At 68.5% G+C, this 20,807-nt stretch carries 20 protein-coding genes; 11 read left to right on the top strand and 9 right to left on the bottom strand.

Translation table 11 applies throughout. The annotated features are described in order from the left end of the window. Positions 1–184: 184 nt before the first annotated feature. Both BBJ41_RS20395 and BBJ41_RS41925 read right to left on the bottom strand, forming a co-directional pair. Complete coding sequence (locus tag BBJ41_RS20395; protein ID WP_069748146.1) at positions 185–1,519, bottom strand: chloride channel protein; 1,335 nt, start codon at positions 1,517–1,519, stop codon at positions 185–187. A gap of 161 nt (positions 1,520–1,680) precedes the next feature. Further along, complete coding sequence (locus BBJ41_RS41925) at positions 1,681–1,806, bottom strand: hypothetical protein (protein WP_257786493.1); 126 nt, start codon at positions 1,804–1,806, stop codon at positions 1,681–1,683. A 333-nt stretch (positions 1,807–2,139) separates the two neighbouring features. Here BBJ41_RS41925 and BBJ41_RS20385 point away from each other — a divergent pair, with 333 nt between their 5' ends. Further along, entirely contained in the window at positions 2,140–3,282 is a 1,143-nt protein-coding gene (locus BBJ41_RS20385; RefSeq protein WP_069748144.1) for a porin, read from the top strand. 216 nt (positions 3,283–3,498) lie between these two features. Next, positions 3,499–3,801 carry a DUF4148 domain-containing protein gene (locus BBJ41_RS20380; RefSeq protein WP_069748143.1) on the top strand — a complete coding sequence of 101 codons (303 nt, stop codon included), beginning with the start codon at positions 3,499–3,501 and terminating at the stop codon, positions 3,799–3,801. A gap of 103 nt (positions 3,802–3,904) precedes the next feature. Here BBJ41_RS20380 and BBJ41_RS20375 read toward each other — a convergent pair whose 3' ends face one another. Beyond that, on the bottom strand, positions 3,905–4,852 hold the full coding sequence (locus tag BBJ41_RS20375; RefSeq protein ID WP_069748142.1) for a LysR family transcriptional regulator: 948 nt from the start codon (positions 4,850–4,852) through the stop codon (positions 3,905–3,907). Positions 4,853–5,053: 201 nt separating this feature from the next. Between BBJ41_RS20375 and BBJ41_RS20370 the strand changes: the two genes are divergently transcribed. Both BBJ41_RS20370 and BBJ41_RS20365 read left to right on the top strand, forming a co-directional pair. Then, positions 5,054–7,237: an FUSC family protein gene (locus BBJ41_RS20370; protein WP_069748141.1), complete on the top strand. Its 2,184-nt coding sequence runs from the start codon at positions 5,054–5,056 to the stop codon at positions 7,235–7,237. A gap of 137 nt (positions 7,238–7,374) precedes the next feature. Next, the gene (locus tag BBJ41_RS20365; RefSeq protein WP_069748140.1) at positions 7,375–7,587 is read left to right on the top strand and encodes a hypothetical protein; all 213 of its coding nucleotides are present in this window, start codon (positions 7,375–7,377) and stop codon (positions 7,585–7,587) included. A 129-nt stretch (positions 7,588–7,716) separates the two neighbouring features. Here the strand turns inward: BBJ41_RS20365 and BBJ41_RS20360 are convergent, their stop codons facing one another. Both BBJ41_RS20360 and BBJ41_RS20355 read right to left on the bottom strand, forming a co-directional pair. After that, positions 7,717–8,826: a P1 family peptidase gene (locus BBJ41_RS20360; RefSeq protein WP_069748139.1), complete on the bottom strand. Its 1,110-nt coding sequence runs from the start codon at positions 8,824–8,826 to the stop codon at positions 7,717–7,719. A gap of 64 nt (positions 8,827–8,890) precedes the next feature. Next, positions 8,891–10,297 (bottom strand): APC family permease, encoded by a 1,407-nt coding sequence (locus BBJ41_RS20355; RefSeq protein ID WP_069750283.1) that lies wholly within the window; start codon positions 10,295–10,297, stop codon positions 8,891–8,893. 128 nt (positions 10,298–10,425) lie between these two features. Between BBJ41_RS20355 and BBJ41_RS20350 the strand changes: the two genes are divergently transcribed. Together BBJ41_RS20350 and BBJ41_RS20345 are read left to right on the top strand one after the other, a co-directional pair. Then, entirely contained in the window at positions 10,426–11,226 is an 801-nt protein-coding gene (locus BBJ41_RS20350; RefSeq protein WP_069748138.1) for a helix-turn-helix transcriptional regulator, read from the top strand. 137 nt (positions 11,227–11,363) lie between these two features. Further along, positions 11,364–11,747, top strand: a complete 384-nt coding sequence (locus BBJ41_RS20345; RefSeq protein ID WP_069748137.1) for a hypothetical protein — start codon at positions 11,364–11,366, stop codon at positions 11,745–11,747. Between the two features lie 72 nt (positions 11,748–11,819). On the opposite strand, the gene BBJ41_RS20340 is transcribed toward BBJ41_RS20345, so the two are convergent. Together BBJ41_RS20340 and BBJ41_RS20335 are read right to left on the bottom strand one after the other, a co-directional pair. After that, entirely contained in the window at positions 11,820–12,125 is a 306-nt protein-coding gene (locus tag BBJ41_RS20340; RefSeq protein WP_069750282.1) for a panthothenate synthetase, read from the bottom strand. Positions 12,126–12,301: 176 nt separating this feature from the next. After that, complete coding sequence (locus BBJ41_RS20335) at positions 12,302–13,609, bottom strand: cytochrome P450 (RefSeq protein WP_236872155.1); 1,308 nt, start codon at positions 13,607–13,609, stop codon at positions 12,302–12,304. A gap of 219 nt (positions 13,610–13,828) precedes the next feature. Here BBJ41_RS20335 and BBJ41_RS20330 point away from each other — a divergent pair, with 219 nt between their 5' ends. Next, on the top strand, positions 13,829–14,764 hold the full coding sequence (locus tag BBJ41_RS20330) for a helix-turn-helix domain-containing protein (RefSeq protein ID WP_069748136.1): 936 nt from the start codon (positions 13,829–13,831) through the stop codon (positions 14,762–14,764). A gap of 86 nt (positions 14,765–14,850) precedes the next feature. On the opposite strand, the gene BBJ41_RS20325 is transcribed toward BBJ41_RS20330, so the two are convergent. After that, positions 14,851–15,228, bottom strand: a complete 378-nt coding sequence (locus BBJ41_RS20325; protein ID WP_069750280.1) for a nuclear transport factor 2 family protein — start codon at positions 15,226–15,228, stop codon at positions 14,851–14,853. Between the two features lie 186 nt (positions 15,229–15,414). On the opposite strand from BBJ41_RS20325, the gene BBJ41_RS20320 reads away from it, so the two are divergent. The 4 genes from BBJ41_RS20320 (at position 15,415) to BBJ41_RS20305 (ending at position 19,141) form a co-directional block, all read left to right on the top strand. Next, entirely contained in the window at positions 15,415–16,299 is an 885-nt protein-coding gene (locus BBJ41_RS20320; RefSeq protein ID WP_069748135.1) for a LysR family transcriptional regulator, read from the top strand. 164 nt (positions 16,300–16,463) lie between these two features. Next, positions 16,464–17,396, top strand: a complete 933-nt coding sequence (locus BBJ41_RS20315; protein ID WP_069750279.1) for an AEC family transporter — start codon at positions 16,464–16,466, stop codon at positions 17,394–17,396. Positions 17,397–17,540: 144 nt separating this feature from the next. Further along, complete coding sequence (locus BBJ41_RS20310) at positions 17,541–18,473, top strand: DMT family transporter (protein WP_069748134.1); 933 nt, start codon at positions 17,541–17,543, stop codon at positions 18,471–18,473. A 293-nt stretch (positions 18,474–18,766) separates the two neighbouring features. Beyond that, positions 18,767–19,141, top strand: a complete 375-nt coding sequence (locus BBJ41_RS20305) for a COG4315 family predicted lipoprotein (protein WP_069748133.1) — start codon at positions 18,767–18,769, stop codon at positions 19,139–19,141. Between the two features lie 138 nt (positions 19,142–19,279). On the opposite strand, the gene BBJ41_RS20300 is transcribed toward BBJ41_RS20305, so the two are convergent. Further along, positions 19,280–20,797 carry a CoA-acylating methylmalonate-semialdehyde dehydrogenase gene (locus tag BBJ41_RS20300; protein WP_069748132.1) on the bottom strand — a complete coding sequence of 506 codons (1,518 nt, stop codon included), beginning with the start codon at positions 20,795–20,797 and terminating at the stop codon, positions 19,280–19,282. Positions 20,798–20,807: the final 10 nt, after the last annotated feature.

Here is a 20,807-nt window from a genome sequence, read left to right as displayed (position 1 = left end):
GAGCTCCTCGTTTCCTGATATGAACGTCCGCGCGCGTGTCGTTCGTTGTTGGCTGGCGCGGAATCGCGCGGATTCTGGCACAGAACCGGCGGACGCGCGCTGGAGCGCGCAATCAGGAAACGGGGATGAAAACGGCGTCGAGCGGCGCGAGCGGCGCCGCCTGAAAATGATCGATGCCCGGGCTTCAGCGGGTGGCGGCCACCGGCGTCGTGACGGCGGCGATCGCCTTTTCGCGCCGCTCGGCCAGCCGCTGCGCGAACCGGTACGCGACGAGCGAGCCGGCCACGGCCACCAACATCGGCACGAGGCTGTCGTGATTCGCACGCGTGAATTCGACCATCAGCACGACCGCCGTGATCGGCATTTGCATCGACGCGGCGAGAAACGCGGTCGCGCCGACGAGCGCGCATCCGCCGATCGACGCGCCGGGCCACACGAGGCTCCACAGCCCGCCGAGCACGACGCCGAGCAGCGCGCCGTTCGCGAGGCCCGGCGTCAGCAGGCCGCCTTCAGCACCGGCCCGCAGGCTGCCTGCCTCGATCAACACCTTCAGCACGAGCAGCACGGCCGCGAGGCCGATCGTCAGCGTGCCGTCGAAGCCCAGCGATGCGGGGCCCTTGCCGTTGCCGAGCAGTTGCGGAAACCATAACGCGAGCCCGCCGATCACCGTGAAGTTGACGAGCGCGAGCACCGGCAGCCGCCAATCTTTCGGTGCATTCGCCCGCGCGCGGGTCGTGAGCTTCACGAAGCCGTACGCGGCGAAACCGAACAGCGGCCCGCAGACGATCGACCATGCGACGAGCGGCGCGCTCAGCGCGAACGCGGGCACCGTGTACTGGTGTTCGTTGCCGAGGCCGATCCACGCGACGGCCGCCGCAATCGCCGACGTCACGACCGCCACCAGCAGCGCGCGCAATTCGAACGTGCCGAGCAGCACTTCGAGCACGAAGATCGCGCCGCCGAGCGGCACGTTGTAGACGGCCGCAAGGCCCGCGCCCGCACCGCACGCGACCATCAGCCGGCAGTCGTCGGGCGTGAGCCCCGCGCGATGCGCGAGCCGCCCGGCGAGCAGCGAACCGATCTCGCGCGGCGCAACCTCGCGGCCGAGCGGCGAACCGAGCGCGACGGTGACGATCTGCAGCAGCGCATGAACCGTCGTGCTGACCAACGGCATCCGCGGATCGGCCGCGCGGACCGCACGACGAATGCTGACCAGCGGCCGGCCGTACCGGTAAAGCGCCCACCAGCCGCCGCCGGCGACGATCCCGCACCCGACCAGCACAGCAAGCCTGCGCAGCGGATCGGCGGCCGTCACGCCCGAGAGGAAGCTCTCGGTGCCGATCACGTGCGCGATGCTGTAGCCGTACGCGACGTGCTGGATCGCATGCAGCAGCAGCGCGAGCAGCATGCCGCCGAAGCCCGCGCCGACGCCGGTGAGGATCGTGACGACGGCCACGCGGGCAAACGGGCTGGCCGGTGGCAAGGAGGAAGCGGGAGCGGACGGGAGATCGGGGCGCATGAGGTCGGCGAACGGAAATCGAAAGAACGGCGCGCAACGCGCGCGCCGTCATCAGGAACGCATCCTAGGCCGCCCTCTCTCATGAGACAAACGTATTTTTCGAATCGACTCATGTATTTTGTGAATACATGAGTCCGGACGGCTGGCGCGCGTCGTTCGCATCAACCCGGATGCGTGACGCGCTCCGGTGAGCGCCGTGTGATCACATGCTCGTGGCAAACCGTCGGCGTGGCCTTCTCCGGCTCCATCAGCGCACGGCCGCGCGGCAGTCCGTTGGACGGCTTCACGCGATGATCCTTCGCCGCATGCGTGAAAACGACCGCGCGATCCGGCTCGCGCGTCCCGACGAAAGCGTCGCCCGCGCCGATCAACCGGCTCGCCACATCCCGAGCATGTTGCACCGGCGCGACAGCCGGCCCGCGTCGAACGGATGCGGCATGCGCGCGATCGCGCCCAAACGGCCGGCGTCGCGCATGCGCGTCGCGTCGTGTCAGTTTTGTGAAGGACTCTTGTGGGATCCGGAAAGGTGCGCTCGCCGCCCCGGGCGGCCTTGCGCGCGCCTTGCATTCCTATACTTGCGCCGAACTTTCGTTCCCAGTCCCACACGCAGGAGCCTTTACGTGAAAAAAACCCTCGTCGCCGGCGCATGCACCGCCGCGCTGTTCGCCCCGCTCGCCCACGCGCAAAGCTCGGTCACGCTGTACGGCCTGATCGACGCCGGCATCGCCTATACCAACAACGCCGGCGGCGCCTCGCTGTGGCGCATGACCACCGGCACGATCAACGGCAGCCGCTTCGGCGTGCGCGGCACCGAAGATCTCGGCGGCGGCGTGAAAGCGCTGTTCGTGCTGGAGAACGGCTTCAACGCGAACAACGGCGCACTCGGCCAGGACGGCAAGCTGTTCGGCCGTCACGCGTATGTCGGCCTGAGCGGCAACGGCTACGGCACGCTGACGCTCGGCCGCCAGTACGACACGATGGTCGACTTCGTCGCGCCGTTGTCCGCGACGTCCGGCGACTTCGGCGATACCGGCTTCGCGCATCCGTTCGACAACGACAACCTGAACCACTCGCTGCGCATCAACAACGCGGTCAAGTACACGAGCGAAACGGTTGCGGGCTTCAAGGCCAGCGCGATGTACGCGTTCTCCAACTCGACGAACTTCGGCGCCAACCGCGCATACAGCGTCGCGGCGAGCTACACGAACGGCCCGCTGAAGCTGGCCGGCGCGTACCTGCAGATGAACGGCACGAAGGGCTCGACGAGTACGAGCCCCGGCGCGACCGATTCGGCCGAGGCGAAAAGCCTGAACCAGGGCGGCTGGTCGATCGGCTCGGACCGCATGCGCACCTACGGCGGCGGCATCAGCTACGTGTTCGGCCCCGCGACCGTCGGCTTCGTGTACACGCGCTCGCAATACGACAACACGGGTTCGTTCGGCTCCACCGGCCAGGTCGCGTTCAACAACTACGACGTGAACGTGCGCTATGCGGTGACGCCGGCGGTCAGCCTCGGCGCGGCCTACGTGTACACGGATGCCAGCGTGTCGAACCCCGACAGCAAGCACGGCACCGATCCGAAGTGGCACCAGGTCGACCTGCAGGCCGTGTACAAGCTGTCGCGCCGCACCGACGTGTATGCGGAAGCGATGTACCAGCATGCGTCCGGGCGCGGCTACCAGGCGTTCATCAACGGGTCGGGCGGCGCGTCGAGCACGCCGAACCAGATCGTCGGCGCGATCGGGATGCGCACGCGGTTCTGATTCGCCTGATCCGGCATCGCTCGCCGGCAACGCACCTGCTTTCGCACGCAGGTGCGTTCGACGCGGGCGATGCGCGCCAATGTTGTGCCATCTGGAAGGGAGCCTGCCTGGAATCGGGGTTTTTGCGCGTACGGGCGCTGCGTAGACTGGCATCGAAGGTCCGGGGCGCGCATCGCGCGTCGAACCGGCCGCCTACCCCGTATTCAGGAGAACATCGTGAAATCGCTCGTCGTTACCGCCGCCGCTGCCGTCCTGCTTGCCGCACCGGCCCTGTCGTTCGCCCAGTCGGCGAAGTCGCCCGTCACGCGCGCGCAGGTGCTGCAGGAATTGATCGACCTCGAGTCGGTCGGCTTCAATCCGGCGCGCGGTGAAGTCGGCAACTATCCGGAGGACATCATGGCGGCGCAGGAACGGCTCCACGTGAAGCGTCTTGCCGAGCAGAAAGCCGCACAGGCCGCCTACGGCCCGGCCGGCGAGCCGGCAACCGAATCGGGCGCCGCGGCGAAGCCCGCACTGTGACGACGTGACGAAGCGCGAGGCCCGCATGAAGCGTATCGCCCGGGCCTCGCGTTCATCGCGCTGGCACGAAGAAGCCGCCAACGCGCCGGCGTGCGCCGGTTGCTCAGGCGGCCTGCGGTTCGCGGCCGATCGCGTTCAGCATCTCGACGTCGCGCGCGATCATGCCCGGCACCTGCGCGCGCAGCATCTCGACCCAGGTCCGCACCTTCGCATCGACGAAGCGGCGCGACGGATACAGCGCATACACGTTCATCTTCTGCAGGATATGCGCGGGCAGCACGCGCACGAGCGTGCCGTCGCGCAGCGCGTCGATCGCCGAGTACAGCGGCAGCATGCCGATCCCGATGCCGTCGCGGATCGCGAGTGCGAGCGATTCGGCCGTATTGGTCTGCACCGGCCCCGAGACGTGGATCTGCTCGACGCCTTCCGGCCCTTCAAGCACCCATTCGTGCGTCGGGAACGCCGGCGTGCACAGCGTCAGGCACGCATGCGCGGCGAGATCCTGCGGACGGGCCGGCGCGCCGTGCCGTTTCACGTAGTCGGGCGACGCGCACAGGATGCTGAACGTCGAACCGAGCAGGTGCGACACGAGTTCCGAATCGGGCAGCGACGACGCGGTCACGACGGCCATGTCGCTCGTGCCGTCGAACAGGTCGGGCATGCGCTGCGACAGCGACAGCTCGATCGACACGTCCGGAAACTGTGCGTGATAGCGCGTCAGCGCGGGCAATACATAGTGATGGCCGACGCTCGCGAAGCTGTGCATGCGCAGCACGCCGGCCGGGCGCTCGTGCGCGCAGCTCGCTTCCTCTTCGGCGCGGTCGACGTCGGCGAGGATCTGGCGGCAGCGCCGCAGATAGCTTTCGCCGGCCGACGTCAGTGCGAGGCGGCGCGTCGAGCGATTCATCAGACGGGTGCGCAGGCGCGCCTCGAGCTCCGAGACGGCGCGCGACATCGCGCCCGTCGTCGAATTCAGCGATTGCGCGGCGGCGGTGAAGCTGCCCGTCTCGACGACGCGCGTAAACACCCGCATGTTTTGTAGGGTATCCATTCCTGTGAGCAACCTGTAGCGGAGCCGCTATTTTCCTCCACTGGATGCGACAGATTGTTACTCAGGCTGCAACTATCGTTTCCCCGCAGCTGCGTTAATGCGCGGGCGCCGCACTCCTACAATCGGCGCCTCACCAGTCGAACGGCCCCGTTCGGATGTGCCGCGGCACCCTGCCCGGCCCTGCACGGGCCACCTCTTTTCATGAAGCCACAATCAGCGATCGAGCGACCTTCCATCGAACCGGCACGATGGAGGACATGGCTCGATCCGCTCGGCGACGCGGCGCGCGACTGGGCCACGAGCGACGGCCTGATCTGGCTGCATCTCGCGAAAACCGTGTTCGCCGCGCTCCTGGCGATGGGCATCGCGATGCGCCTCGAGATGTCGCAGCCGCGCACGGCGATGACGACCGTGTTCGTGCTGATGCAGCCGCTGTCGGGGATGGTGTTCGCGAAGAGCTTCTATCGCGTGCTCGGCACGGCGGCCGGCCTCGTCGCCGCGCTCGCGCTCGGCGGATTGTTCGCGCAGCAGCCCGAGCTGTACATGGCCGGCATCACGCTGTGGATCGGCGGCTGCATCGCGCTCGCGGTGCGCAACCGGCACTTCCGCTGGTACGGCTTCGTGCTCGCCGGCTACACCGCCGCGCTGATCGGGCTGCCGGCGGTGATGACGCCGCAGACGCTGTTCCAGTCCGCGCTCACGCGCGCCGCGGAGGTCGCGCTCGGCATTGCCTGCTCGGGTGCGGTCAGCGCGCTGATCCTGCCGCTCAGCTCGGCGAAGGCGTTGATGCGTTCGCTGGGCGCGCGCCATGCGACGTTCGCGGCCTTCACGGCCGGCGCGCTCGCCGGCGACGTCGCACGCGGCGATTTCGAGCGGCGCTTCGCCGATTTCGTCGACGACATCGTCGGCTTCGAGGCCAACCGCGCGTTCGCGTCGTTCGAGGACCCGCACATTCGCGCGCGCAGCCGCCGGCTCGCGCGGCTGAACAGCGAGTTCATGAACGCATGCACGCGGCTGCATGCGCTGCACCAGCTCGTCAAGCGCCTGCGCGCGAATCATGCCGACGCGGTGCTCGATGCGCTCGCGCCGCACGTCGACGCGCTCGCGCAGCGGTTCACCGCGTTGCGCGACGAGCGGCAGCGCGGCATCGCACCGGCCACCGGCGCGCTGCTCGAACTGCGCCGCTTCCATGGCGCGTTGCCGAAAGCCGCGCGCGCGTCGCGGCGCGACATCGAGGAGCACGCGGCCGGTGGCCTGCTCGACTTCGATACCGCGATCGAGCTGATGTACCGCTTCATCGGCGAATATCTCGGTTATGCGGATACCTACGCATCGCTCGACCAGGACGATCACGCGTTCGAGCGCTCGGTCACGCATTACGCGGTGAAGACCAATTCGTTCTTCGTCGGCTTCGCGTTCCTGCGCACGATCGTCGCGGTCGGCGCGATGAGCGCGTTCTGGCTCGCGTCGGAATGGCCGAGCGGCCCGCTCGCGGTGATCGCCACCGCGATCGCGTGCGCGCTCAGCTCGACGTCGCCGCGTGCGCCGAAGTTCGTCGCGCAGATGAGCGTCGGCGCGGCGTTCGCCACCGCCGTCGGCTACCTGTTCCTGTGCTACGTGTATCCGAACATCGACGGTTTCCCGCTGCTGTGCGCGACGCTCGCGCCGGTGCTCGGGCTCGGCGCGTTTCTCGCGATGCGGCCGGGCCTGTCCGGTTACGGGATCGGTTTCGCCGTGTTCTTCTGCCTGCTCGCCGGCCCCGACAACGCGATCGCGTATACGCCCGAGGTGCTGATCAACAACGGGCTGGCCATCGTCGTCGCGATGCTCGCGTGCTCGCTCGTATTCGCGGTCGTGTTCCCGACCCACATGCCCTGGCTCACGGGCCGTATCGCGCACGACCTGCGCCGCCAGGTCACGCTCGCGTGCGAAGGCGCGCCGGACGGCCTCGCGCAGCGCTTCCAGTCGAGCACGCACGACCTGATGGCGCAATTGCGCACGCTGCTGGTACGACGCACGCGACAGCATCGCGACGCGCTGCGCTGGATGCTGTCGACGCTCGAGGTCGGCCATGCAGTGATCGACCTGCGCGACGAACTGCGGGCGTTCTGCGAATCCAGGCCGCCGCAGACGCTGCGCTGGACCGGTTCGATCGATGCGGTACTGCACGAACTGCCGCGCTTCTTCGACGATCCGACGCCCGGTCATCACGCGCGCACGCTGAAATCGGTGAACCTGGCGATCCGCGCGGCGCAGCACACGCTGCAGGCGTGGTACGCGGTGCCCGATGCGCGTCATCGCATGCAGCGGATCGTCGGCTGCCTGCATTTCATGCGCAGCGCGCTGCTGGACAAGGACGCGCCATTCAACCGGCATCGCCATTGAACATCGATGCGTGTGCAACCTGATCCTTGTTCCGAATGGAAATAAGCTCTACAGCCGCGGTGATTAATCTATAAGCAGTACGAGCCTATAGTTTCTTCACTGCCAGCGAAACTGGCACTCACCCAGGAGAAACCAAAATGAAGCCGCTTCACCTCGCCCTCGTTGCCCTGTCGCTCACCGCTGCTGTCGCCCACGCACAGCCGGCGCCCGCCGACGTCGCGCAGCAACAGGCGAACCGCGCCGAAGCCGTCAAGGCCGCAGGCCGCGTCGATCGCTCGCAATCGAAGCAGGAAGACCCGAACGCATGTGTCGGCCCCGTCAGCTTCTGCAACATCTACTTCGGCAGCTGAGCATGACGCCGCGTCGTCACGGCCAGGCCCGCAACGCCCGCATCGCATGCGCGGGCGGGCGGCGCACCGGCCGATCGCCGCATCGCCGCCCCGTCCAACGCCGCTTCGATTGAAGCGGCGCATGCCGTTTCAGGCGCCGCGCCCCGGCCGCCAGCCCACTTCGCGCAACGCATCCAGCAAGCGCGCCTGCCCGAGCCCCTCGACCCGCGCGCCGCGCGACTCGACGTCGCCGCCCGCGACGAGCGCATTCACGATCGCCTCCTCCACCGCCTCCGCCGCCGCGACGAACAGCGCGGAAATATGATCGTTGTTGACCATGTTCACGCCGGTCGTCGGCGCGCCCTTGCTGCCGTAGCTGGCCGCCGGCAGCCCGTCGTTGCCCGTTGCGAACGCAAGGAAGATGTCGCCGCTCGAATCCTCCGTGCCGCCGCCGACGCGCGCAAGCCCGACGCTCGCGCGCTGCGCGAGCCGCGTGCACTGATGCGGCAACAGCGGCGCGTCGGTCGCGATCGTGACGACGATCGAGCCCATGCCGGCCTCGCCCTTGGCGTCCGGCGCGCGGAACGGCGAATGCACGTGCCGCAGCACTTCGCCGACCGGATAACCGGCGACGCGCAGCATCTCGCGCACGCCGTAGTTCGCCTGCACGAGCGCGCCGACGGTCCAGCCGCCCGCGTCGGCGGCGAGCACGCGCGACGCGGTGCCGATGCCGCCCTTGAACTCGTGGCAGATCATGCCGGTGCCGCCGCCCACGCCGCCTTCGGCGACCGGCCCCGACTGCGCGGCGGCCAGTGCGCGCTGCACGTGCGCGGCGCTCACGTGCTGCCCCCAGATGTCGTTCAGCAACCCGTCGTAGGTTTCCATCACGACCGGCATGCACCAGTACACGCGGCCGGCGGCCGCTTCACGTTCGTTCGCGACGAGCGCGTCGCGCACCACGCCGACGCTGTGCGTGTTCGTATAGGCGATCGGCGTCGTGAGCAGGCCGGCCTCGCGGATCCATTCGAGCCCCGTCGCGTCGCCGTTGCCGTTCAGCACGTGCACGCCCGCGAAGCACGGCGAGTCGTGCGCCGCGCCCGCGCGCGGCTCGATGACGGTGACGCCGCTGCGGATCGATGCGTCGCCGTTCTCGACGTTCAACGTGCAATGTCCGACCCGCACGCCCGGAACGTCCGTGATCGCGTTGAAGCGGCCCGGCGTGCCGAGTCCGATGCGGATGCCGAGATCCCTCGTGCGCATGATGCAATTCCTCCAGTCTTTCAATGGTTCGGTGTTTCGGTGAGGCAAGGTGTCGATCCGGCGCTCAGAGCGAGCGGAACGCTTCGCTGTGGCGCGCCCACATCACGTACATCACGAGCGCCGCAACCAGCAGCCCCGCGATGATGATCAGGTCGGTCGGTTTCGTCGCCGTCGCCAGCGTCGTGTAGAGCGTATATCCGGCGCCCGCCACCGCGACGAGCGGCGTCACGGGCCACAGCGGCATCCGGTAGTGATGTTCGACGTCGCGGCGCACCAGCCGGCTCGCGAGCGCGGCCAGCCCGACCACCAGATAAATCAGCAGCAGCAGGTCGACCGTGAACGCGGTCAGCTCGTCCAGGCTCGACACGAACACGAGCCCCGCCGACGGCACGGCAAGCGCGAGCGTCGCGAGCCACGGCGATTCGAGGCGCGGGTGGATCGTCGAGAAGGCACGGTTGCAGGTGCGCGACCAGAGCGCGTGCCGGCCGCTGCTGTACAGCAGGCGCCCCATCGTGATCACGATCGCGATGATCGCGTTGAACACCGACAGAAAGATCCCGCCGCTGACGACGCGCGACACGGCCGGGTTGCTCAGCGAACGCACGACATAGCCGATCGGGTCGGTGCTTTTCGTGAGTTCCGTGAGCGACGGCGCGCCGAGCACGATGGCCGTGAGCGGAACCAGTTCGACGACGAGGATCACGAGCAGCGAATAGATCACCGCCTTCGCGACGTTGCGGTTGCCGCCGCGCAGATCTTCCGCGAGATAGGCGGCCGAACCGAAGCCGTTGTAGCAGAAGATCGCCGTGCCGATCGCCGGCACGATCGCGGCGAGCGTCGCCGGCACGAGCGCGTTGCCGCTCGCGACGACCGGCGCGATCAGCGCTTCCGCGCCGCGGTGCGGCGACCCGAAGCCGAGCCCCGCGATTAGCATCAGCACGCCGATCTCGACGACGAGGAACGCGCCGGTGATCCACGCGTTCGTCTTGATGTTCAGCATCCCGAGCACGTAGCTGAGCAGCACGATCGTCAGCGCGACCGACTGGTTGCTGAAGTGCGTGCCGAGCGCGTTGTTCAGGTACGGCGCCGCGCCGCTCGCGAGCACGGCCGGAATGAACACGCTGACGGACAGCACCGTGATGAAGGTCAGGTAGCCGGGCAGCGTGCCGAACACGCGCTTGGCCATCACGTATTCGCCGCCCGCGCTGCGGTGCGCGGCGCTGAGCTCCGCGTAGCAGAGCGCGAATGCGAGCGCGAGCACGCCGCCGAGCACGAACGACAGCACGGCCCCGCTGCCGGCCTGCTGGATCGCGAACGGCGCGATCACGAAGATCGAGCTTGCGGGCGTCACGCCCGACACGGTGATCATCACCGCATCGCGCACGCTGAGCGTCTGCGACAGCGCGCGCGGCGCGTCTTCCGTTGCAGGCGCCGCTTGCAGCGTGCCCGTCGATTCCGACATCATCGCCATTTCGTTCTCCATCCTATGCTGCTCTTTTTTGAACACCCATACTCGGGCCCGATTGATTGCGTGGCAGTCTAGGAAGCCAATTTCAGGACCGCTATTCCCCCTTCGTGTTACGCCCTTCCGGTGGTGGTATGGATCGACTCTTCTCCGAAATCGCGATGCACCAGGCGCTTGGCCGCGTTATCGATCATCTCGGCCAGCCTCGCTTCTGGCGGTTCCTGGTGCTGCTGCTCAATGAAATGGCGCCGTTCGACAACGCGCTCGCGACCGCGGTCGGCCGCGACGGCGTGCCGCTCGTGCTCGACGAATACGACACGGGCGGCACCGACAAGGCGTCGCCGGTGCCGCTTTACCTGAACGGGTTATATCTGCTCGACCCGTTCCTGCAGGCCGCGCACGACGGGCTCGCCGACGGCTGCTACCGGCTCGAGGAAGTCGCGCCCGACCTGTTCCGGCAAAGCGAGTATTTCCTGAGCTACTTCCGCGATGCGGTCGGCGACGACGAGATCCAGATCCTCGTGCGGCCGAACGCCGACATGCTGCTGTCGCTGTCGCTCGGCGCGGCCGCGCGCTTCGACGTCGAGCCGCTCGGCAAGCTGACGGCCGCGATGCCCTGGGTGCTCGCGACGATCCGGCAGCACTGGCGGCTGGTCGGCGACGCCGCGCGCGCGACGCCCGACGCCGATCTCGGCGCGCGTGTCGAGCAGGCGCTCGCACGCTTCGGCGCGGGCGTGCTGACCGATCGCGAGATGTCGATCGCGAGAATGGTGCTGCGCGGCAATTCGTCGAAGGCGATCGCCGAGCGGCTCGCGATTTCACCGGAAACGGTGAAGGTGCACCGGCGGCATCTTTACGCGAAGCTTGGTATTTCGTCGCAGCCCGAGCTGTTTTCGCGGTTCATCCAGGCGTTGGGCGAAGACGCGGCGGGATGAGCGCATCGACGAGGACGGATGGCACGGGCGCGGAATCGTGCAATATCCGTGAATCGCCGCATTCCGTGGTCATCCGGTGAAGCACATACGGATGCACCGTCGACAACAACGCTGCCCGGAAACAGGAATCCCGATCCATGTCGCTCATTCCGCTCGTCGGACTTGGCTGGTTGTTTCTGTGCGCCATCAGCGCCGCATCGATCGTGCTCGTGCCGCCGCTCGTGTTGATCGCGTGCCTGATGGGAAAGGATGTCTGGTCGATCCTGACGCGCGGCCGGCTGCAGTTCGCGTTCCTGGCCTATCTGGGTTCCGCGCCGGTGCCGGCCGTATTCACGTTCCTGCTGGAAGCCGGCGCGGCGGCCGGGAATGCGGGCGGATATGCATCCGACGCATTGAAAGCGTGGAACGAAAGGGTGTTCTTCATTTTTGTCGGCGCGGCCGCGCTGTGCGGGCTGCTGCTGTTGCTGCGGCCCAGGAGCAGGACATCCGCGAACGTCGAGCCGTCGCAGTCTGCGCAATAGCCCGCGCGCGAACACCGCGCCATGCCGCCCGCCCGGGTTTCGGGCAGCGGCACGGTCATGCGCAGCGTCCTGCTACTTCCACTTCGCGCCGATTTGCGCGAGCCCGGCGTTCCGGAGATCGTCCGGCAGCATCACCACGCGGAACTCGCAGTCTGCATTCAACATCAGGAACCACGGCTCCGCGAGCGCCGGGATCTGCGACGGGTCGTCCAGATCGACGATCACGACCGCCCCGCGCCCGCCGCCCTGCTCCGTGAAATACACGGCCTCCGGCCTGACCGCTTCGAGTATTCGCGAGATCACGTCGCCGACGCTGCCGTCGCGCACCAGCGTGTTGAACGGCTCGTGAGGGATTCGTATGTTGAGAAGCATGCGCATGACCATCCTCCTTGGGCTCCGCCCGGCCTGGGCCCTTCAAGCATAGGTGCTGCGCGACGCCGCGCCAGTGTCGGCGCAAGCAGTTGCCGGCACGCATTCACATTCCGACGATTCGATGACATCGCGTCAATCAAACGCGCGATGCAGGCCGGGTCGAATCGACCGCTCATGCCCCGTCATGCGGAGACCGTATCGGCCGTCAGCCCCGTCGGGGCGATCGCCAGATGCAACGCCCGCTCCGGCCGCAGCGTCACGTTCAGCACCTCGCGCGGCGGCGTCATGCCGGGCGGCACGGACAACACGTAACGCTGCAGAACCATTGCGGCCACGACCGTCATCTCCGTCATCGCCAGATGCTGTCCGAGGCAGACGCGCGGGCCGGTGCCGAACGGCATGTACGCGCCGCGCGGCGCAGCCGGCGCATCGCCGGCGAAGCGCTCCGGGCGAAACGCATCGGGCTCCGGAAACCATCGCGCATCGCGCTGCATCAGTTGCAACGGCAGCATGAACAGCGTCCGCGCGGGAAACTGCCACGCGCCGAGCGCAATCGGCCGCGACGCGCGACGGCTGATCAGGATCGGTGCGGACGGATACAGGCGCAGCGTTTCGTCGAGCGTCTGCGTCAGGTAGCGCAACGACGATCGCGTCTCGGCCGACGGCGCGCGGCCGCCCAGCGTGCGGGCGACCTCGTCGCGCGCGGCAGCTTGCGCGGCCGGGTTCGTGGCCATGCACCACGCCCACCAGGTCAGCGCGCCGGCCGTCGTCTCGTGGCCCGCGAGGAACGCCGTCATGCATTCGTCGTGCACGGCCCGCAGTGGCCATCGCCGCGCATCCGCGCGATGCAGCCGCAACAGGCGCGACAGCAGATCGTCCGGCCAGATCCGCTCAGGCATGTCGAGTCGCGCATGCAGCTGCCGGTCGATCAGTTCGTTCAGCACCGCCATCGCCCGCACCTTGCCGCGCTTCCACGGCATCCAGTCCGGCGTGCTTGCCGGCACGTAGAACGCCGCGTTGGCCGCGGCGCTCACCACGCGCACCGCGTCCTCGGCGGCGCGCGCATCGTCGCCGATCGCGTTGGAGAACATCGTGCGCATGATCACGTCCATCGCGAGCGACGTCAGCGCGCTTTCGATCGGCCAGTCGGGATCGCTCGCGGGCCACTGCGCGATGGCATGACCGGCGGTCGCCGCGATCGCCGGAACGAACGACTGAACCGGCTTCGGCATGAAGTTCGGCTGCAGCGCTTGCCGTTTGTCGCGCCACGCATCGCCTTCGGCGACCAGCACGCTATGGCCGTGGACCTGAGCGAATACGCGAATGGCGCGCTCCCAGCGTCCGAGCGCGTCGTGATGCGTGACCAGCAGCTCGCGCACGAGCGCCGGATCGGTCACGACCACCGCGTGCTCGGGCCACACGCGCAGGTGCACGACGTCGCCGTACGCGCGCTGCCAGCCGGCCAGCGTGCCGATCAGGTCGCGCGACATCGCGCGCAGCAGCCCCCACCCCGTCAGGCCGGCGCGCGGCCCCGGCGGCCATACGCCGGGCGGGTGAAGCACGGGCGCCGGCGCAGCCGTGCCCGCATGGAATGGACATTGGGAAGACGATCGTGTGTTCATGCGGCGGATTGTCCGCGTCGGCGAACCGGCGGTCTTGAACGCAAACGACATCGACATGCATACGGCCGGTCCCTATACTCCGGCGTCATGTTCTCCGGCCCGCCATCGATCCCGCCGTTTTGCCCCGATCCGCTGGCACGCGCCCCGCGCGTGCTGATCGACGGGCGCTCGCCGCATGCGCGGCTGCATCCCGCACCGGCAGCGCTGCAGGGCGCGGTGGTCGCGATCGCGCTGCACGATACGCGCGGCTTCGCGTTGACCGACGCGCAGCGGCTCTCGCACTTTCCGGCCACGCCGCTCGTCTGCGTGTCGTGGTATCGGGGTCTCGACGCGGGCTTCATCGAACGCACCGCCGACGGCGTGCAATGGCGCCCCTTCGGCGCCGCGGCGACGCTGTCGGGCAGCCATTCGACTCCCACCGTCGCGTGGGCGCCGACGGGCGGGCGGATCGGCATGATCTGCTTCACCGCCGATGCGGCGCGGACGCTGTTCGGCCTCGCGCTGCCGGACATTCACGATCGCGTGCGCGACGCGCACGCGTGCCTCGGCCGCGACTGGCACCCGTTGCTCGACGCGCTGATCGGCGCGGATCGCGACGCCGACGTACTGACGGCGATCGACCGGCATCTCGCGCCGCGCTGGCAGGCGCTGCGGCCTGCGACGCCGCTGTCGTCGCTACGCGACGCGGGGCGCAGCTGGGTCGAGCGTCTCGCGCTGCAGGCGCGCGAGTGGCGCGGCACGCACGGCCCGCGCCAGGTCGAACGGCGCATCAAGGCCTACAGCGGCCGGTCGCTGCGCGAATGGCAGGCGCTGGTCAGGACGGAAAGCGCGTTCTTCGCGGCGCGCGACCGGTTCGAAGCCGGCGCCGCGTTCAACTGGGCGACGCTGGCGCTGGACGAAGGATTCGCCGATCAGGCGCACCTGAGCCGCGAAGTGAAGCGCATCACGGGGTTCTCGCCGAGCGAATTCACGCAACGCTTTCTCGAGGACGAATCGTTCTGGATGTACCGGCTGTGGGTGTGATGCGGTAACGGTCGGCCCGCTTCGTCATCCGTTTCGCGACGAACGGCCCGCCCGCTTTCGCCCGCTTTTCTCCCGCTTTTCTCCCGTCAACCGCGCGCGTCGACGAAGCCGCCGTCGCACGCATCGTGCGGCACATTCCAGCCGAAGTACACCTCGGCCTCGACGATCCGCCCGTCGCGCACACGCAGCCGCTCCGCATTCCGGAACCGTCTGCCGTCCACCGTTTCCGCCTCGTACACGACGAACACGTGCTCGCCGTGAACCGCGACGTCGACGAAATCGAAACGCGCCAGCGTCACGCTGTTCGGCCAGCAGCGCCGAAAATACGTGTCGCGGTCGAGCCGGTTGTCGAGCGGACTCGTGAAATGAAAATCCGGCGCGATCAGCGCTTCGATCGCATCGCGGTCCTTGTCGGCATACGCGCGATAGCTTGCGCGCGCAACGTCACCCGGGTTCTGAAGCATCGTGCTGCCCTCCATCGAGAGTCGAAGCGAACGTAGGCCGCAACATCGGCTGCCGTGCCACCGAACGCGCCCGGCGTGACTTTCACCCGCCCGGTTGCCCGTTTCGACCCGCACGGGCATGATGTCCGCGAGCAATCCGCCTGCCTGCCGTTCGCTGACCGTCCAGCCTCTCACGTCACCTCGCCCATGTCACTACGCGCATTCAGAACGCTGGTCGCGATCGCCCGATACCGGACTTTCGCACGCGCCGGCGAAGCCATCGGGCTCACGCAGTCCGCTGTGAGCCTGCAGATCAAGACGCTGGAGAGCGAATACAACGTGCAGCTGTTCGACCGGTCGCGCCGTCAGCCGGTGCTCACCGAAGCCGGCAACATCCTGCTCGCGCAGGCCGAGCAGGTGCTCGCGATGGTCGACCGGATTCCCGATGCGCTCAGCGACGAAAAGAAGCTCGTCGGCCGCCTGCGGATCGGCGCGATCCAGACGGCGCTGTCCGGCCCGCTGCCCGACGCGCTGCTCGCGCTGCGCGACGCGCATCCGTCGCTGCGCGTGCACGTGTCGGCCGGCATGTCGGCCGAACTGGCGAACCGCGTCGCGGCCGGCGAACTCGATGCGGCGATCACGACGCGCCCCGTGCGCCCGCACCCGGCGGAACTGACGTGGACCACGCTGTACGAGGATCGTTTCTGGCTGCTCGCGCCGCCGGAATATGCGGAGCGCGACGCGGGCACGCTGCTCGAAGCGCTGCCGTTCATCCGCTTCGACGCGCAGGCTTGGGCCGGCCGCATGATCGCCGCCGAGCTGCGACGCATCGGCGTGCGCGTGCGTGAAGAGATGGTGCTCGACAGCGCCGAAACGATCGCGCGCATGGTCGCGCGCGGGCTCGGCGCGGCGATCGTCGCACTCCCCGATTCGACGCTCGCGCGCCTGCCGCCCGTCACGCGCTTGCCGTTCGGCCAGCCGCAGATGGGGCGCGCGGTCGTCCTGCTCGAACACCAGTCGCGGCCGGCCGAGCGTTTCGCCCGCGCGCTGGCCACCGAAGTCACCGCGTCATCGATGAGAATTTCTCATTGAACACCCGATAATTAACAATTATTCCTGTTGCTTGCGCGTGTTAACTTGGCGGCATCGTCACTCTTTCGATTGCGTGTCGCCATGTTGCCCGCCGGATGGATTCCCGCCTCGTTCCGCCGCTCCGCCTGCCTGCCGCTCGACGCGGCGCGCGTGAAGGCGCGCCGATGATCGGCCCGATCCTGCTCGCGCTGGCGCCGGTCGCGCTGCTGGTCGCATTCGGCCACGGGCTGCGGCGCACGGGTTTCATCGCCGATGCGTTCTGGCCGCACGCCGAGCGCCTCTGCTACTACGTGCTGCTGCCCGCGCTGTTCGCGGACGGCCTCGCGACCGCACGGCTGCAATCGCTTCCCGTTTTACCGCTCGCGGCGGCGCTGGTCGGTTCGACCGCACTCGTCGCGGCGCTTCTTCTGCTGGTCCGCCCGTTCGTCCGGGTCGACGGCGCCGGCTTCACGTCGGTGTTCCAGGGCGCCGTGCGCTTCAACAACTATGTCGGCACCGCGCTGGCCGCCGGGTTGTTCGGCGCGCAAGGCATCGCGCTCGCGGCCGTGTGCGTCGCGGCGATCGTCCCGACCGTCAACCTGATGTGCGTGCTGGTGTTCGCGCGCTACGGCGACACGCGGCTCGGCGCGGCGGCGCTCGCACGGCAAATCCTGTCGAACCCGCTCGTCGTCGCGTGCGCGCTCGGGATCGCGATGCAGGCCGGCGGCGTCACGTTCCCGGTGGCCGTCGAGCCGGCCGTGCGCGCGCTCGGCGCCGCGTCGATGCCGCTCGGCCTGCTGTGCGTGGGCGCGGCGCTGAAATTCGACGCGGCCCGCGCGTGGCTGCGGCCGGTGTGCATCGCGTCGGCGTTCAAGTTCCTGGCGATGCCGCTGATCACGCTCGCGGCCGGCCGCGCGTTCGGGCTCGGCGACGCGGCACTGACGGTCGCGCTGCTGTTCCAGGCGCTGCCGACCTCGTCGGCGTCGTACATCATGGCGCGCCAGCTCGGCGGCGATGCGCCGCTGATGGCCGGCATCACCGCGTTCCAGACGATCGCCGCGGCGCTCGCGATGCCGGTGGTGCTGACGGCGCTCGCATCGGCGCCCGTGTTTCGCTGACGGCACGCGCCCGTTTCCGCGCCGCTACCTGCTTCCATCCCCGCTGAATCAGCCTGCAAGCCAGCCACCGCACGGTTCGCGCACCGCCCGCCGTGCGCGGTCGCGCACGCCTTGCCTCAGGCGCTTGACGAGAGATCACGCCTCATGAACGCACCCGCCCCGCCCGCCGCCATCGCCGCTACCCGGCCGCACGCGGCCATCTACGTGAAGCTCACGCTCGTCGCGCTGTTCTGGGGCGGGACGTTCATCGCGGGGCGCATCCTGGCCGCGTCGATGTCCGCGACCGGCGCGGCCACCGGCCGCTTCGCGATCGCCGCGCTGCTGCTGACCGTGCTGACGTGGAAAATCGAAGGCAGGCTGCCGAAGCTGAGCGGCCGCCAGATCGTCACGACCTTCGGGCTCGGCGCGACCGGCATCTTCCTGTACAACGTGTGCTTTTTCGCGGCGCTCGCGCGGATGCCGGCCGGACGCACCGCGTTGTTCGTCGCGCTCAATCCGGTCGCGACGGCCGTGCTGCTGTCGGTCGTCTTGCGGGAGCGCCTGTCGCTGTCGCGCTGGGCCGGCATCGCCGTCGCGCTGTTCGGCGCGGTGGTCGTGATCAGCCGCGGCGAATTGCTGCGCGTGCTGACGGATCTCGGCAACACGTTCGGGGCCGGCGAACGCTACATGTTGTGTGCGGTACTGAGCTGGGCCGCCTACACGGTGATCGGCCGGCGCGCGCTCGACGGGCTGTCGCCGCTCGCGGCCACGACGTACGCGACGCTGTGGGGCCTCGCGCTGCTGGTCGTTGCGCATCTGTTCGGCTCGCACGCGAGCGGCAGCGCGCCGCTGACGTGGCAGGCCGTCGCGTCGATGATCTACCTCGGCGCGATCGGCACGGTGGTCGCGTTCGTCTGGTATTCGCAGGGCATCCGCGAACTCGGGCCGGCCCGCGCCGCCGTGTTCACCAACCTGGTGCCGGTGTTCGGCGTGCTGCTGTCGGTCGGGCTGCTCGGCGAGCCACTGTCGAAGTCGATGCTGGCCGGCGGTGCACTCGTAATCGCGGGCGTCGCGCTGACCAATCGCGCGCGCCGCTGACGCGTCGCCGGGCACCGGATGCTCGCTCGGGGACAGATACCGAATCCCGCCGCGCAATGGCGCGCGCCACGCCGTCGCGTGATGCCGACACACGGCCGATACGCCCCCGATCTTCTCGCAGCCCCGCCAAAAACCGCCTATGTTGAATGAAGCGCCCCCGTTTGCCGCCATCCGACCTTGCGTCGCTCGCACCGGCGACGACGGCGCCGCGTTCCGGCACCATTCATCGCGATTCCCGTGCACGCTCGCCCGTGCGTGATCGCGCCCGCCCACCGGAATCCAAGGAGGCATTCATGAAAGCCGTGCTGCTCGTCAGTTCCGCCCTGCTCGCCATTGCGTCCGCTTCGGCCTCGGCTCAAGGCTCGATCACGAAAGTCGAAAACGGCGCGCTCGTCGCCGCGAACGGAATGACCGTCTACGTGTTCGACAAGGACAAAGCCAACGCCGGCACCAGCGCGTGCACCGGCCAGTGCGAATCGTTCTGGCCGCCGTATAAGGCCAGTGCGACCGACGTTCCGGTCGGGCCCTACACGATCGTCAAGCGCGACGACGGCAGCCCGCAATGGGCCTACAAGGGCAAGCCGCTGTACTTCTTCTCGAAGGACATGAAACAGGGCGACCGCAACGGCGACAACTTCAAGGACATGTGGCACGTGGTTGCGCCGTAAGCATGCCTCCGCGGCGTCGCCCGCCGCCGGCGAGGACGTAAAAAAGCCCGCCCGGATCGTCGATCGGGGCGGGCTTTCGCGGCGGCCGCGCTGCATCGCTCGCCGACGGGCGAGTTTTGCATGCGGCCGGAACGCGCGTCAGCGGTTCGACGGGAAGCTGAACACCGTCCCTTCGCGCACGCCGGCCGACGGCCAGCGCTGCGTGATCGTCTTGCGCTTCGTGTAGAACCGCACGGCGTCCGGGCCGTATGCGTGCAGATCGCCGAACAGCGAACGCTTCCAGCCGCCGAACGAGTGATACGCGACCGGCACCGGCAGCGGCACGTTGATGCCGACCATGCCGATCTGGATGTTGTCGCTGAAGTAGCGCGCGGCCTCGCCGTCGCGCGTGAACAGGCACGTGCCGTTGCCGTATTCGTGCGCGTCGATCAGCGCCATCGCCTCGTCGAGCGACTTCAGGCGGATCACGCCGAGCACGGGCCCGAAGATCTCGTGCTGGTAGATCGGCATGCCGGGCTTCACGTTGTCGAACAGGCACGGGCCGAGGTAGTAGCCGCCGTCATGGCCGTCGACCTTCACGCTGCGGCCGTCGACGACGAGCGTCGCGCCCGCTTCCACGCCCGCTTCGACGAAGCCCGTCACCTTCTCGAAATGCTGCTGCGTGACGAGCGGACCCATGTCGACGCCCGCGCCGTTGCCCGGGCCGACCTTCATCTTGTCGATCTCGGCCTTCAGGCCCGCGACGACCTTGTCGCCCGTCTCGTCGCCGATCGCGACGACCAGCGGAATCGCCATGCAGCGCTCGCCGCACGAACCGTAGGCGGCGCCCATCAGCGCGTTCACCGCGTTGCCGATGTCGGCGTCGGGCATCACGACCGCGAAGTTCTTCGCGCCGCCGAGCGCCTGCACGCGCTTGCCGTGCGCGCAGCCGGTCGAGTAGATGTATTCGGCGATCGGCGTCGAGCCGACGAAGCTCACGGCCTTCACGCGCGGGTCGGTCAGGATCGTGTCGACGGCTTCCTTGTCGCCGTTCACGACGTTCAGCACGCCCGGCGGCAGGCCGGCTTCGAGCGCGAGCTCGGCCATGCGCAGCGTCGACGACGGTGTACGCTCGGACGGCTTCAGCACGAACGTGTTGCCGCACGCGACGGCCATCGGCCACATCCACAGCGGCACCATCACCGGAAAGTTGAACGGCGTGATGCCGGCCGCCACGCCGAGCGCCTGGAACTCGCTCCACGAATCGATCGCGGGGCCGACGTTCTTGCTGTGCTCGCCCTTCAGCAGCTCGGGCACGTAGGTCGCGTATTCGACGTTCTCGATCCCGCGCTGCAGTTCGCCCATCGCATCGGCGAGCACCTTGCCGTGCTCGGCCGTGATCAGCGCGCAGAGCTCGTCGGCGTGCTCCTCGAGCAGCGTCTTGAAGCGGCTCATCACGCGGGCGCGCTTCAGCGGCGGCGTGTTGCGCCATGCCGGGAACGCGGCTTGCGCGGAGGCGATCGCGGCTTCGACGGTCAGCTTGTCGGCGAGCGCGACGCTCTTGTGCGATTCGCCGGTGGCCGGGTCGAACACCGGCTGGACGCGGCTGCCGCCGTCGACACGCTTGCCGTCGATCAGGTGGCCGACGGTGGAGGTCACATTGCTGTCGTGTTTCATCGTTCGTGCT

The organism is Burkholderia stabilis (assembly GCF_001742165.1).
Taxonomy (GTDB): domain Bacteria; phylum Pseudomonadota; class Gammaproteobacteria; order Burkholderiales; family Burkholderiaceae; genus Burkholderia; species Burkholderia stabilis.
The sequence above is the reverse complement of the archived record's forward strand: the minus strand, read 5'-3'. Positions and strand labels throughout refer to the sequence as shown.